Consider the following 13,721-nt stretch of genomic DNA (forward strand, 5'->3'; position numbering starts at 1 on the left):
TCGCTTCAGACCTGAGCATTGAGCGACCAAGCTTGCACGACGCTTGCGCATCATTGCACGATGACGTCGGCCTGGAGCGCGCCTGCCGTCTTGATCGCCTGCAGGATCGCGATGATCCCCGATGGCTTGAGGCCAATCTGGTTCAGCCCGCGCACCAGGCGCTGGAGATCGACCCCGCTCAGGATCGCCACCTGCGATCCGGCCTCGTTGGCTTCGACCACGGTCTGCGGGACGACCACCGTCTGTCCCCGCGAGAACGGCGCCGGCTGCGACACAACCGGCATCTCCGTGACGCGAACCGTCAGATTGCCGTGGGTCACGGCGACGGTGGATATCCGCACGTCGCGCCCGATCACGACCGTGCCGGTGCGCTCGTTGATCACGACGCGCGCCGGCGTATCCGGCTCGACCACCAATTCGCCGATCTCGGCGAGGAAGCGGACAGGGCCGACATGACGCGGCTTCGACAGCACGATGGTGCGGTAGTCGCGCTCGAAGGCGATCTGCGCGCGGTAGCGACCGCCGGCGTAGCGGTTGACAGCGTCCAGGATGCGCGTTGCGGTGACGAAGTCCGGGTTCTTCAGCTGTAGCACCAGGAACTCCATCTCGTGGAGACTTCCCTGCACCTCGCGTTCGACCAGCGCACCGTTCGGGATGCGCCCGGCCGTCGGCGTGCCCTGGCTGACGTTCTGCGCCTGGCCTCCGACGCTGTAGCCGGCAACCGTGATCGCGCCCTGTGCCACCGCATAGACGGCGCCGTCCGCCGCGCGCAGCGACGTCATCACCAATGTGCCGCCGAGCAGCGACGTCGCATCGCCGAGCGAGGACACGGTGACGTCCATGCGCTCGCCGGGCCCGATCGAAGGCGGCAGGTCCGCCGTCACCATCACCGCTGCGACGTTGCGCGTGCGCAGCGTGGTCGGACGCGGGGGATTGTTGGTGCTCGTGGTCTCGTTCCTGACGTTGATGCCCATGTTCTCGAGCATCGACTGCAGGGACTGTTCGGTGAACGGAGCGTTGCGCAGCGTGTCGCCGGTACCGTTGAGGCCGATGACGAGGCCGTAGCCGACGATCTGGTTCTCGCGCAAACCCTTGATGTCCGCGATGTCCTTGATGCGGACGGCGGCCTGGGCGCCGGCGGCCGACACCAGCAGCATGAGCGCAAGCAGGAGCCTGGTCATGACCCTTCCATGACCTTGACGCTGCCGTCCGGCTGGACGACGCCCCTGATGATCACGCCGGTGTCCGTATTGCGCACGGGGATCAGCGCGCCGGCCGCACCCGACTGCATGGCCGAGCCGTAAGTGACGATGGAGAGGCCGCTGTCCTCGACCACGACCTTGACCATGGCGCCGCGCGCGACGGTCCAGGGGTCCTCCACCGCGTTCGTCGGAATGGGCTGGCCCGGTAACAGCGCGCGCCGCGCCATGCGGCCGACCAGGATCTGACGCGCCTCGATGAACATGGCGACGCCGAGCAGGCTCGGCGCGAAGGCGCGCTCGGTGATCATCTCCTCGCGGATCAGCTCGCCGGCGCGGATCGAGACGGCCGGCACGGGAAGCCGCTTCTCCTCGGCCGCGGCGACCCGCGCCGTTACGAGAACCAGCAGCACGGCGGCCAACCCGCGCACGATCAGGCCCACCCTGTTCAACATCGAGACACCGGAACTAGCGCATGCCCTTCGAGACCGTCTGGGCCATTTCATCCGAGGCCTGGATGACCTTGGCATTCATTTCGTAGGCACGCTGTGCCGAGATCAACTCGGTGATTTCCTTGACCGGGTCGACGTTCGAGGCCTCGAGCCATTTCTGGTTGATCTTGCCATAGCCGGCATCGCCCGGCAGACCGACGACCGGCGTGCCGGACGCCGTGGTCTCCTTGTAGAGATTGCTGCCCAGCGGCTCGAGACCCGCTTCGTTGGCGAAGTTGGCGAGGTTGAGCTGGCCGATCTGCCGCGGATTCACTTCCGTGTCGAGCTTGGCAAACACCTGGCCGGTCTGGTTGACGGTGACCTCGACCGTCCCCTGCGGGATGGTGATCGCGGGATCCAGCAGGTAACCGTCGATCGTGACCAGCTGAGCGTTGGCGTTGACGTTGAACGAGCCCGCACGGGTGTATTGCACCTCGTTGTTGGGGCCGAGCACCTGAAACCAGCCACGTCCATTGATCGCGAGATCATAGGGATTGCCGGTCTGCGTCAGCGCGCCCTGGATGTGCAGCTTGCGGATCGCCGCGGACTTGACGCCGAGGCCGAGATTGGCACCTTCCGGAATCGGCGACGAGCCGTTGGTGTTCGCGACCCCCTGCATGCGGTCCATCTGGTAGAACAGATCGGTGAACTCCGCGCGCGCCCGTTTGTAGGAGGTCGAGTTGATGTTGGCGATGTTGTTCGCGATGACTTCGATGTTGGTCTGCTGGGCGTTCATGCCCGTGGCCGCGATGGCGAGCGATTTCACTGGTCCCACTCCTTCAGATCAAATCGACATCCGAACGACTTCCTGGTAGGCCTGGACGACCTTGTCGCGAACCGCGACCGCCGTCTGCAGGGCCTGCTCGGCCGACATCAGCGCTTCCACGACGCGGCGCGTCGATTCCTTGCCCTGCATTGCAGAGATCGATGCCGCCTCGCCCGCCTTCAGCGTCCCGATCGCATCCGACGTCACCTGCTTCATCACCGATTCGAAGCCGACGTCGTCACTGGTCTGGATCGCGGTGGTCGCCGCCGGCGAGACGGCCTGCGTCTCGGTCGCACGGCTCGCGGCTTGCCCTGCGGAAATCGCGGTGGATGAAATCGCCTCAAGCATGGTCAGCTCCTCAAGAGATCGATGGTCATGCCGAGCATGGACCTCACCTGCTTCACGACCTGGAGATTGGCCTCATAGGAGCGGTTGACCTCCCGCATGTCGGCCATCTCGATCATCATGTTCACGTTCGGCAGCTTGACGTAGCCGGCCTTGTCGGCGGCGGGATGCCCCGGATCGTACTCCACCCGGTAAGGCGTGGTGTCGACCCCGATCTCCTTGACCTTCGCGAGCTGTGCGCCCGAGGCGCGATCCATCGCCGCATCGAAGGTGATGGTCTTGCGCTGATACGGATCGGCGCCGGCGGCGCGCCCCGTCGAGGTGGCGTTCGCGAGGTTTTCCGAGACGATGCGCATGCGCGTCGACTGCGCTTCGAGCCCGGAGCTTGCGACCGTCAGCGAGGCGCTCAATGAGTCCAGCATGTCAATTCACCTCAGGCCTTTGCACTCGACAGCACCATGCGGTGAAACGACCGCACGATCGCCGCGTTCATCGAATAGTCGCGATTGACGTCGCTGCCCTTGATCATTTCCTGCTCGAGGCTGACGGAGTTGCCGGAGTGAACCACTTCCCAGCTGTCCTTCTTCGCGGTCGCCCGCGTGTCGGTCTCGGCTGCGGCCAATTGCATGTGCGAAGGCGACGTCGTCGCAAGCCTCACCGGCATGCCATCGAGCACCTTGTTGAACGGCTCGACGTCGCGCGCCCGAAAGCCCGGCGTGTTGGCGTTGGCGACGTTGGTGGCGATGGTCGACTGACGCAGCTCGAGATAGCGCGCCTGCGACGATGCGAGTTCGAAGAGAAAAAGCGGTCCCACGACGGCCCCATTCTGATCCATTCGGGACGAGCCTAGGGCGTTAAGCTTTCGTCAAGCTGTTGCGCGAAGCACCATCCTCGGAAATCTATCGAACGTTCTCGGGCCGCGGCGCCTGCTTGGATTGGAGGAAGTAGATGATCTCGGCAACGGGCCGGAAGAATTCCGCCGGAATCACCTGATCGACCTGGACTGCCTCGTAGAGCGCGCGCGCCAGCGCCTTGTTTTCGATGACGGGGATTCGGTTCTGCTCGGCAATCTCGCGGATCTTCAGCGCGATCACGTCCATGCCCTTGGCCACGACCAGCGGCGCGGCGTTTTCCTCGCGCTTGTAGCGCAGCGCGATCGCGAAGTGCGTCGGATTGGCAATCACCAGCGTCGCGCGCGAGGCCGAGGCGATCATGCGTTGGCGCGACCGGTCGCGCGCCAGCGAGCGCAAGCGCGCCTTGATCAGGGGATCGCCTTCCGCCTGCTTGTGCTCGTCCTTGATCTCCTGCTTGGTCATGCGCAGCTCGCGCCGCCAGTGGAAGCGCGCCCAGGCGAGATCGATCGCCACCAGCACGATGGTGGCGATGCAGATCGCCGAGACGATGCGCATCGCGATGTTGAGGATCATCTCCGGCAGCGCGACCGGGTCGGTGTACATGGCCTCGAACGCCCTCGCTTCGGACGCGCGCAGCACGAAGGCGACCACGGCGGTCACCGCGGCGAGCTTGAACAACGACTTGGCGAACTCGATCAGGCCCTGCGTCCCGAACAACCGCTTCCAGCCGCTGACTGGAGAGATTCGCGACATGTCAGGCTTGATCCGCTCGAGCACCAGGCGCGGCGCGTTCTGCAGCAGCGAGGCCGCGAGCCCGAACACCACCAGGATGACCACCAAGGGCACCAGGAACCGCAGCGCCTGCAGGCCGACCACGGTGAGCAGGTTCTGCGCGTCCGCACCGGTCGAGAGCGGGAAGCCCTCGGGATCGTCGAGCAGGCTCTTCAGCGTCGGCGTCAATTGCTGCACGCCCTGGCCGATCAGGAATGCCTGGATCACCATCAGCGCGGCCATCGAGGCGAAAATGGAGGCCTCCCGAGAGACCGGAATCTTGCCCTGTTCGAGCGCATCGCGGACTTTCTTCTCGGTCGGCTCTTCTGTCTTGCTCTCCTGATCGGATGTTTCTGCCATGCCCGTTCAGCGGTCAGCGGAAGACCAGCCCATCCTCCTGCTCGGGGTTGAGCTCGATTTCGCCCTTCTCCGCGAGGTCGAGTGCAAGGTCGGTGATCACACGGCGCGCCTCGAGCACGTCGCGCTGGTTCGACGGCTCGCCGATCGCGAGCTCGGCCTCGACGACGCGGCGGACGCGCGAGGCGACCGCGGACAGGATCACCTCGCGGAAATGCTTGTCGGTGCCCTTCAGTGCGACCACGATGCGGTCGGTCGGAACCTGGTCGAAGATCATGGTGCGCGCCTTCGGCGCCAGGTTGATGACGTCGTCGAAGGTGAACAACAGCTCCTTTAGCACCTCGGCCGACTTCGGACGCTTCTCCGACAGGCTCTTCAGGATGTCCTCGATGTGGCCGCGCTCCATCTTGTTGATGATGTCGGCGACGCGGGCGTAGGTGTCGGCGCCGAGGTTGCGGGCGAAATTCAGCGTCAGATCTTCGTGCAGCGTCTTCTCGAGGACCTTCATCGCGTCATCAACGATCGGCTTGAGGCTGAGCACGCGCCGCATCAACTCGTTGCGCAGACTCGACGGCAGCTGGCTCATGACCTTGGCGGCGCAGGACGGCTTGACTTTGGACAGGATGAGCGCCGCGGTCTGCGGATGCTCCTTGGACAGGTAGGTGGCCAGCGAATTTTCCGACACCGACGAGACGCGGTCCCACACAGAGCGGCTCGAATTGCCGAGTAGGTCCGTCATGATCGCCGAAACCTGATCGGCCGGAAGCACGTCGCCGAGCACCGCTTCCAGGCCACCGAGGGTGCCGAGAATGTTCGCGCCCATCGAGAACTGCTGGGCGAACTCCTCGACGATCCCCTCGAGCTCCTGCGCGGTGATCGGCCGCAGCTCCGCCGCCGCCTTGGTGACGATGCGGATCTCCTGCGGCTCGAACTGCTGAAGCACGCTCGCCGCCGCCTGCCGGCCCATGGCCAGCAGGAGCGCGGCGACCTTTTCCGTGCCGCCCAGCGTGGTAACGCCTCGCTGCTTGACGGGAGCGATGCCGACCGGTGCCGCCATGGTCAGGTATCACCCTGCCCCAGCGGTCCGACGATCTCCGTGAGTGAGACGCCGAAGCGGGAATTGTCCTCTTCGACGACGACCACCTCGCCGCGGGCGACGATGCGGCCGTTGACGACGACGTCGACGGGCTCCCCGACCCGGTGATCGAGCGGAACCACCGCGCCGCGTCCGAGCTTCATCAGGTTCGCCACCGGAATGGTCGCCGATCCCAGCACCACCTGCATGGTGACGGGAATGCGCAAGATGGCGTCGACATTGGCGAACTTGCCGGTCTCCTCGGCCGTGCGCTGGGCGATCTCGGCCAGGCGTTCCAGCGGTGACGTCTCGGTCTCAGCCGATGCAGGTGCAGACTCGTAGTCGAATGATTGCGCCATATGGTATCGCCTCTTGGTACTTCCGCTGCCGGAGCGCCGTGGCGTTCCGGCCGTATTGCTCTGCCGGTGCCGGCATTCAGTGCTTGTTCAGCTCGGCGGTCGCGGCCGTCGCCGCGGGTGCGAGCCCGCTGCGCGCATCGAGCGCTGCGATCGCCTCGTGAGCCTGATCGATCTTCGTGCTCAGCACGTTGGCGAGGCGTCCGAGATTCGCCGTGGAATCGTGCGCCGCGGTGATGACCGTGTCGAAGGCACCCGCGGTCTCGTGCATGATGGTTGAGAATTCGCCCTGATAGCTGCGCAGCCGCGCCAGCTCGCGATGCATCCTGGTCACCCGCAGGCTGGTGAAGGCGAGCGCAACCAGCAGCACGATATCAACGAGATAGGATATCATCGACGAACTCCCGCTTCTGATCGACGGGATCTGCCACCTGCATGGCGTAATAGCCGTCGAGCTGGCCGATCTGACACCAGAACAACACCTGATTGTTGCTTTCGAGACGGGCCAGCGTGCGCGGCGTGGCCTCGAGCTCGAGCACCTGCCCGACCTCGAACTTCACGACGTCGCCGAGCGTCACCATCTTCTCGTCGAGGACGGCACTGAGGGTCACCTCGGTCCGCTGCACCTCGCTTTCCATCTGTTCGCGCCAGCGTGGGTCGGCGGCGCGACCGTCGCTGACGACCACGTGAGCGAGCTTTTGACGCAGCGGGTTGAGCGCGGAGTGCGGAATGATCAGGAACATCTGACCGCCGCGGTAGAGTGCCTGCACCATCATGTTCGCGCAGATCGACATGTTGCTGGCGCGTCCGATCGCCAGCGACGCCATCGCGGTCTCGACACGCTCGACGCGGAAGGTGACGTTGGACGTTCCGGCGAAGGCGCCTTGCAGCGCCTTGGCGAACCGCTCGAACAGCGCCTGGACCAGCCGTATCTCAATGTTCGAGAACGTCCGTTCGACGTCAAGCGGCGGTTCCGCTCCGTCAGAGCCGAACATCGCCTCGACCATCGTGAATACGAAGTCGCGGTCGAGCATGATAATGACGCGCGAATCCCACTGCTCGGCATAGAGCACGGCCGCGACCGCGTTGCCCTCGTAGTCCTTGATGATGTCGCCGAGCGGATCGTTGGTGATGCCGTTGACCGAGAAATAGCAGGGCGTTCCGGCCATCGGCTGCAGGCTGTCGGTGCACGATGCCGCCATGCGATCGAAGATCACATTGAGCATCGGCATACGCTCGATCGATATGCCAGCAGCGTCCAGCAGGTAGTTCGGCAGCTGCTTGCGCTGGTCGACTTCTGCGTCTTCCATCATCATGCGCGCGCCGCCTTGGGTTCAGCGTCGGCAGCGACGGGCTTGGGACCTGCGATCGTCTCGTTTTCGACGACGTCGATCGAGGGACGCTCGCTGCTGGAGATCATCTTGCGGCCGTGCTCGACGGCGATCTGCGGCATGGCACCGTTCATGAATGCCAGCAGCGTCTGCTTGACGATGATGTAGGGCCGACACTTCTTCTCGCGCGTCATCTTGATCTTGATCGCGAAGGGCGAAAGCACGCCATAGGACAGGAAGATGCCTGCGAAGGTGCCTACCAGGGCTGCACCGATAAAGCCGCCCAATAGCTTCGGCGACTGGTCGAGCGCGCCCATCGCCTTGATGACGCCAAGCACGGCGGCGACGATGCCGAGCGCCGGCAGCGCCTCGGACACCGTCACCAGCGCATGATAGGGCGCCAGCTTGCCTTTCACGATGGTATGGATCTCCTCGTCCATCAGCGCCTCGATCTCGTGCGTGCGCGCATTGCCCATGATTATCAGGCGGACATAGTCGCAGATGAACTGGAGCAGCGAGGGATCTCCGAGCACGCTGGGGAACGCCTTGAAGATTTCGGAGGAGGCGGGATCGTCGATATGCGCCTCGACTTCGTTGCGCCCCTTGCCACGCAGCTCGCGCATCAGAGCGTGGAGCGCGCCGAGCAGGTCAAGGTAGTAGCGCTGGCCGGGCACCGCGCCGGTGATGGCCTGCATGCAGGCGACGCCCGTGTCCACCACCGTCTTCCATGGATTGGCCACGATAAAGGTGCCGACCGCGGTTCCCATGATGATCACGAACTCCCACGGCTGCATGAGCACGGCCAGGTGCCCGCCCATGGCGGCAAAGCCGCCGAGCAGCGCCGCTACCGTGATGAAAATCCCCACGAAACTGCCCAACGCGCCGCTCCATCGCCGATCCCACCTGGAATACCTAGTCGGCGACGCTTGCGCGAAGCTGGCTTCGAGGTCGCCAGCCCCGCGCAAGCAATTGGCGGCAGCTTGAAGCGGGGTCGCGACCTGCGGCCGGAGGGGCGCGTGTCATGCTATCCACCATCGCGGACTACACCAGGCTGACCAAAGACATGGGCAAGTCGCTGACGCAGGTCGCGAAGCAGCCGGACGTCAGCCGCGACACCGACTATTTCCTCGGCCATATCGGCAAAGTGAAGACCATCGACGATTTCCTGAAGGACTATCGTCTCTATTCCTATGCGATGAAGGCCTATGGCCTCAGCGACATGACCTACGCCAAGGCGTTCATGCGCAAGGTGCTGACCGAGGGGGTCACGAGCAAGGACGCCTTCGCCAACAAGCTGACCGACACCCGCTACCGGCAATTCGCGACCGCCTTCAATTTCGCCGCACTCGGCGACAAGGCGACCCAGACCGCCGCGGCCACGACCGGCACCGCGACCCAGTACGTCACGCAGACGATGGAGGAGAAGGCCGGCGATCAGAACGAAGGCCTGCGTTTGGCGCTGTATTTCACCCGCAAGGCTTCCACGATCACGACCGCCTACCAGATCCTGGCCGACAAGGCGCTGACGCAGGTGGTGCAGACCGCGCTCGGCCTGCCTTCGACGATCAGCGCGGCGAACATCGACGCCCAGGCCAAGATGATCGCGGACAAGATCAAGCTCACCGACTTCCAGGATCCGGCCAAGGTGACCAAGTTCGTGCAGCGCTTTGCGGCGATGTGGGATGCGACCCAGGCCCGGAACGACAGCTCGACCAATCCCGCGCTGGTCCTGATCGCCGGCGCCGCGACGTCGGTCAGCATGGATACCAACGTGCTCACGACGCTTCAGAACATCAAGTTCAACAGGTAAGTCATGCAATCGGCTCTCTATGTGGGATTGTCGGCGCAGGTCGCCCTCGAAAAGCGCCTCCAGACGATCGCCAACAACGTCGCCAACGTCAACACGGCCGCGTTCCGCACCGACGTGGTGAAGTTCGAGACCGTGCTGTCGAAGGCCGGTCCGACGCCGGTGGCGTTCTCCTCGCCCGGCGACAACGTCATCTCGCGCGAGATGGGCAACATTACCGAGAGCGGCAACCCGCTGGACGTCGCCGTGGTCGGCCAGGGCTGGATCGCCTTCGCCGGTCCGAACGGCACGGTCTACACGCGCGACGGCCGGCTCCAGATCGCCACCAACGGCGATCTTCAGACCGTGAGCGGCTTTCCGATCGTCGATTCCGGCGGCGCGCAGATCACGCTCGACCCGAACGGCGGACCGATCTCGATCGCGCGCAGCGGCGCGATCATCCAGGACAACAACGAGATCGGCACCATCGGCCTGTTCAGCATTCCGGCCGACGCCAATCTCGAACGCTATGGCAATTCCGGCGTGACGCCCGACCGGCCAGCGACCGCCATCGCGGACTTCTCCCGGGACGGCTTCAAGCAGGGCTATGTCGAAGGCTCCGGCGCCAATCCGATGCTCGAACTGACGCGGCTGATCTCGGCATCGCGCGCTTTCGATGGCACCAACTCGATGATCGAGGGCACCGAGAGCTCGCTGCAGAACGCGATCCGGACCCTCGGCGAACCCGGCAAGTAGATTGCGCGCCAAGCGCGCAGGATGAGGTTGGACGGTTTCCTTGAACGCTCTTCGGCAACTCGAGTGGGCGCTGCTGGAGCTTCAGCAGAGCACTCCCCTGGCAAGCGTCAGTGGCGCGATCTCCGAGATCGCGCCGACGCATTTCCGCGTCTCCGGCCTGTCGCGCTTCGTCAGGCTCGGCGAGCTCATCGGCGTCGATTGCGGCGGTAAGCGCCAGATCGGCGAGGTGGTGCGGATCGACAGCGACGGCATCATCGCCAAGCCGTTCGACCGGCAATTTGGCGGCGGGCTCGGCTCGGCGGCCTACCGGATGCCGCCGCTGTCCTTCGCGCCCGATCCGAGCTGGAAGGGCCGCGTCATCAACGCCCTCGGCGCGCCGCTGGGCGGACAGGGGCCGCTCACGCAAGGGTCGCAGGCGGTCTCGACGGAGGCGGAGGCGCCGTCGGCCATGAAGCGTGCGCGCGTGCACAAGCCGCTGCGCACCGGCGTACGCGTCATCGACCTGTTCGCGCCGGTCTGCGCCGGCCAGCGCGTCGGCATCTTTGCCGGATCGGGCGTCGGCAAATCGACGCTGCTCGCGATGCTCGCCCGCAGCCAGGGCTTCGATACGGTCGTGCTGGCCCTGGTCGGCGAGCGCGGCCGCGAGGTGCGCGAGTTCATCGAGGACGTGCTCGGCAACGACCGTCATCGCGCTGTCACAATCGTGTCGACGGGCGACGAAAGCCCGATGATGCGGCGACTGGCGCCGAAGACGGCGATGGCAGTCGCCGAATATTTCCGCGACCGCGGCGAATCGGTCCTGCTGATGGTGGATTCGATCACCCGTTTTGCCCACGCCGCCCGCGAGGTCGCGCTCGCCGCCGGCGAGCCCGCGGTGGCGCGCGGCTACGCGCCGACGGTCTTCACCGATCTGCCGCGCCTGCTCGAGCGCGCCGGCCCCGGTGAGGAGGGTTCCGGCACCATCACCGGGATCTTCTCCGTGCTGGTCGACGGCGACGATCACAACGAGCCGATCGCCGACACCATCCGCGGCACGCTGGATGGGCACATTGTGCTCTCCAGGCACATCGCCGATCAGGCACGCTATCCGGCCGTCGATGTTCTGGCCTCGGTCTCCCGCCTCGCCCACAACGTCTGGGACCCCGAGGAGCGCGAATTGGTGAGCAAGCTGCGCGCCATGATCGCGAAATACGAGGACACGCGCGACCTTCGCCTGATGGGCGGCTATCAGCCGGGACGTGATTCGGGCCTCGACCAGGCGGTCGAGATGGTTCCGCGAATCTACAACGCGATGCGACAGGGCGCATCGGCCCCGCCGAGCGCCGATCCGTTCCGCGAGCTTCGGGACATGCTCAAGGGCGACTGACGGGTGGAGAGGGGTGAGGCGCCTGCCGTCCGCCCTGCCCGTGGTTTTCGACAAGAGATTGCGCATGTCGCTACGCTTCCAGCGCATGCGCGTGCACACCGGCTCACCCATTTTGGTCGTGAGCGAATTCGCCGTTCGGATGTGCACGAGCTGGCAAGCGCTGTGCAAGCGATCGAAGAGTCTATTCTGCAAGCACGACGGGAACAACCGCCGCGTGCAATTCCAATGAGTTCCCTCGACGATTCCGCGGCAGAACGCACAAGTTGTGGATGACGTGCCGCCAAACGTCATCGTGATGCACAAGCTTCGATCAGTTTGCATCAACGCAAGACAACAACGCGCGTGCAATCAAACTCTCACAATATCGAGTGCATATTACTCGCCGTGCCATGTATTGCGTTCACCATCATGTGTTGCGAACAACGAGATTGCCCTTGAACGTTACATTCGCCTGCGACGACATCCAGCCTGTGAGAGGGTCTCTACTTGATTTTGTTGAGAAGCTCATCCATCGTTTTGGTTGAGTATAAGAAACGTCTGCTTGTGACTTGAACTTTGGGGGCTCCGGTTGAGCTACTCCGATCCACCGTTTGCCGGCGACGGCAACCCGAGCTCCCGCGCGACGACCACGCCGTTGGCATGCCATCAGCGATACGGCTTCTCGCTGCGGACGATGCGACGCTCATCGGCCGAGGTCGGGCGCGGTGCGATCCGCGCCATTGTGCGAGAGTTCGACAGGGCATGCTCGTCTGACACTCAGGGCGCAAAGCGGCTTCGGGACGCCGCAGACGAAGTTCCGGGGACGAGGTAGATTCATGCCATTGGCGCGGGAAGCCGTCGAGCTGCTGGTTCAGGCGGCGCGGGCTTGGTATTTCGAAGGCAATCAGCATGGATTGCGCGATCGGGAATGGATGGCGCTGCGCTTTCTCGGGCGCGCCAACAGGTTTTCGCGCACGCCGTCCGCACTGGCCGGCTTCATCGGCGCCACACGCGCGACGGCGTCGCAGATCGTGAAGACTCTGGAGAGCAAGTCGTTCCTGGTGCGAAAGCCGTCGCATGAGGACAAGCGTTCCGTCGTCCTGCACGTCACGTCCCAAGGTGAGAAGTGCCTGAGCCAGCACGACCCGATCAATCACGTGGTCAACGCGGTGACGTCGCTCGGGACCGAGGAGTGCATCAGGCTGCGCGACTCTCTCCGCGAGATCCTCAATCACCTCGATGCTGCCCATCAGCGGCTCGAAGCGAGCATCTGCCGGGACTGCATGTTTCTCGCAGAGCGCGGGCCGGGCACCGGCAAGGGGCGTGGAAACGCCGAATTCATGTGCCGGCTCTATCGTGCTCCGATCTCGCTCGAGGAGACCGAGCTGCTCTGCACCAGCTTCGAGCGCACGCGTGACCGCCCCAAGATCGAGCAGCATCTCGACCGCGAGCGCATGGCGAGCCAGGGCTGAGGCCGCCAAGAAGCGGCGCTCCATCAACGTCATTGCGAGCGAAGCGAAGCAATGACGGAGTATGAGGCGATAGCTCGCTCTCCGAGTGACGGCTGTCATTCCCCGCGAAGGCGAGGAATCCAGTACGCCGCGGCCTCTCGATTCAATCACAGGCGTCTCGGAGTACTGGATCGCCCGGTCAAGCCGGGCGATGACAGCGAATGTGTGACGCAGACGTGCGTACTCGGCCTCGCGGCTGCTTCGCCCGAGCTTTGCTTCGTCTCGCCGCCCTCATCGGCAAGAGGGCGCAGGGAAGGCCGGGTGCCGGCGGCACCCGCGGTCCGCTGCGCTAGAGCACACGCAGGAAGAACCGCACAGCAGCATACAGGTGAAGCCCAACACACGGCCTTCCCTGCGCGATGGTCGGACGGCTTATGCCGCGCTCTCCCGGGAGCCGAGTTCCCTCTGGCCTCCCTCGCTCCCGCGAAAGTCGCCGGCACCGCGCCGGTTGACGCCAATGCCGCATTCGCGAGAGCTTGACCGTAGCAACGACGGCCAGGACCACACGGTTTTGCCGTACGCACGGCCCGCCATTTCGCCCGCAGTATTCCCTGACACCGTCGACAGCGCCGGAAACTTACAGACGAGACGAAACCTAGCAGCGCCGCTCGTCCGCGCGCGGCCGCGAGCTCACCGGGGACTACCCTCCCTGCCCGCACCTTTCGCGCCCGACGCTGCCGCGTCCACCGCAAGCCCGGCTCGCGACAATGACGACCTCATGATCGCCCCTCGAGATTGAGCCGGGATGACCGACACATACGACAAATCCGAATTTCGG

Annotated in this window: 16 protein-coding genes; 4 read left to right on the forward strand and 12 right to left on the reverse strand. The window is 64.7% G+C overall.

Annotated elements, in window-relative coordinates; genetic code table 11:
- Positions 1-50: 50 nt before the first annotated feature.
- The 12 genes from flgI to motA form a co-directional block, all read right to left on the reverse strand.
- Entirely contained in the window at positions 51-1,181 is a 1,131-nt protein-coding gene (flgI, locus tag I6F21_RS02310; protein ID WP_036007006.1) for a flagellar basal body P-ring protein FlgI, read from the reverse strand.
- The gene (flgA, locus tag I6F21_RS02315) at positions 1,178-1,654 is read right to left on the reverse strand and encodes a flagellar basal body P-ring formation chaperone FlgA (protein ID WP_225182765.1); all 477 of its coding nucleotides are present in this window, start codon (positions 1,652-1,654) and stop codon (positions 1,178-1,180) included. The genes flgI and flgA overlap by 4 nt, the downstream gene beginning before the upstream one ends.
- A 13-nt stretch (positions 1,655-1,667) precedes the next feature.
- Entirely contained in the window at positions 1,668-2,456 is a 789-nt protein-coding gene (gene flgG / locus I6F21_RS02320; RefSeq protein WP_036006992.1) for a flagellar basal-body rod protein FlgG, read from the reverse strand.
- A gap of 18 nt (positions 2,457-2,474) precedes the next feature.
- Complete coding sequence (locus tag I6F21_RS02325) at positions 2,475-2,804, reverse strand: flagellar hook-basal body complex protein FliE (protein WP_036006990.1); 330 nt, start codon at positions 2,802-2,804, stop codon at positions 2,475-2,477.
- A 2-nt stretch (positions 2,805-2,806) separates the two neighbouring features.
- Positions 2,807-3,223, reverse strand: a complete 417-nt coding sequence (flgC, locus tag I6F21_RS02330) for a flagellar basal body rod protein FlgC (protein WP_036006988.1) — start codon at positions 3,221-3,223, stop codon at positions 2,807-2,809.
- Between the two features lie 11 nt (positions 3,224-3,234).
- Positions 3,235-3,636, reverse strand: coding sequence for a flagellar basal body rod protein FlgB (gene flgB / locus I6F21_RS02335; RefSeq protein ID WP_036027427.1), 402 nt, complete (start codon positions 3,634-3,636; stop codon positions 3,235-3,237).
- 64 nt (positions 3,637-3,700) lie between these two features.
- Positions 3,701-4,786 (reverse strand): flagellar biosynthesis protein FlhB, encoded by a 1,086-nt coding sequence (gene flhB, locus I6F21_RS02340; RefSeq protein ID WP_036027429.1) that lies wholly within the window; start codon positions 4,784-4,786, stop codon positions 3,701-3,703.
- 13 nt (positions 4,787-4,799) lie between these two features.
- A complete protein-coding gene (locus I6F21_RS02345; RefSeq protein ID WP_036027431.1) occupies positions 4,800-5,840 on the reverse strand; it encodes a flagellar motor switch protein FliG in 1,041 nt (346 codons plus the stop codon).
- 2 nt (positions 5,841-5,842) lie between these two features.
- Positions 5,843-6,217: a flagellar motor switch protein FliN gene (gene fliN, locus I6F21_RS02350; RefSeq protein ID WP_036006979.1), complete on the reverse strand. Its 375-nt coding sequence runs from the start codon at positions 6,215-6,217 to the stop codon at positions 5,843-5,845.
- A gap of 76 nt (positions 6,218-6,293) precedes the next feature.
- Positions 6,294-6,608 carry a hypothetical protein gene (locus tag I6F21_RS02355; RefSeq protein WP_036006976.1) on the reverse strand — a complete coding sequence of 105 codons (315 nt, stop codon included), beginning with the start codon at positions 6,606-6,608 and terminating at the stop codon, positions 6,294-6,296.
- The gene (locus I6F21_RS02360; protein WP_036006973.1) at positions 6,589-7,530 is read right to left on the reverse strand and encodes a FliM/FliN family flagellar motor switch protein; all 942 of its coding nucleotides are present in this window, start codon (positions 7,528-7,530) and stop codon (positions 6,589-6,591) included. Before I6F21_RS02360 ends, I6F21_RS02355 begins: the two co-directional genes overlap by 20 nt.
- Positions 7,527-8,423 carry a flagellar motor stator protein MotA gene (motA, locus tag I6F21_RS02365; protein ID WP_036006971.1) on the reverse strand — a complete coding sequence of 299 codons (897 nt, stop codon included), beginning with the start codon at positions 8,421-8,423 and terminating at the stop codon, positions 7,527-7,529. The genes I6F21_RS02360 and motA overlap by 4 nt, the downstream gene beginning before the upstream one ends.
- 143 nt (positions 8,424-8,566) lie before the next feature.
- On the opposite strand from motA, the gene I6F21_RS02370 reads away from it, so the two are divergent.
- The 4 genes from I6F21_RS02370 (at position 8,567) to I6F21_RS02385 (ending at position 12,904) form a co-directional block, all read left to right on the forward strand.
- Positions 8,567-9,355 carry a DUF1217 domain-containing protein gene (locus I6F21_RS02370; protein ID WP_036006968.1) on the forward strand — a complete coding sequence of 263 codons (789 nt, stop codon included), beginning with the start codon at positions 8,567-8,569 and terminating at the stop codon, positions 9,353-9,355.
- 3 nt (positions 9,356-9,358) lie between these two features.
- Positions 9,359-10,087, forward strand: coding sequence for a flagellar basal-body rod protein FlgF (gene flgF / locus I6F21_RS02375; protein ID WP_225182766.1), 729 nt, complete (start codon positions 9,359-9,361; stop codon positions 10,085-10,087).
- A gap of 40 nt (positions 10,088-10,127) precedes the next feature.
- Positions 10,128-11,453, forward strand: coding sequence for a flagellar protein export ATPase FliI (gene fliI / locus I6F21_RS02380; protein ID WP_225182767.1), 1,326 nt, complete (start codon positions 10,128-10,130; stop codon positions 11,451-11,453).
- A gap of 815 nt (positions 11,454-12,268) precedes the next feature.
- Positions 12,269-12,904: a MarR family transcriptional regulator gene (locus I6F21_RS02385; protein WP_057030112.1), complete on the forward strand. Its 636-nt coding sequence runs from the start codon at positions 12,269-12,271 to the stop codon at positions 12,902-12,904.
- Positions 12,905-13,721 lie beyond the last annotated feature (817 nt).

Origin of the sequence: Bradyrhizobium sp. NBAIM03, from assembly GCF_020194055.1 — a bacterium.
Lineage (GTDB): Bacteria > Pseudomonadota > Alphaproteobacteria > Rhizobiales > Xanthobacteraceae > Bradyrhizobium > Bradyrhizobium yuanmingense.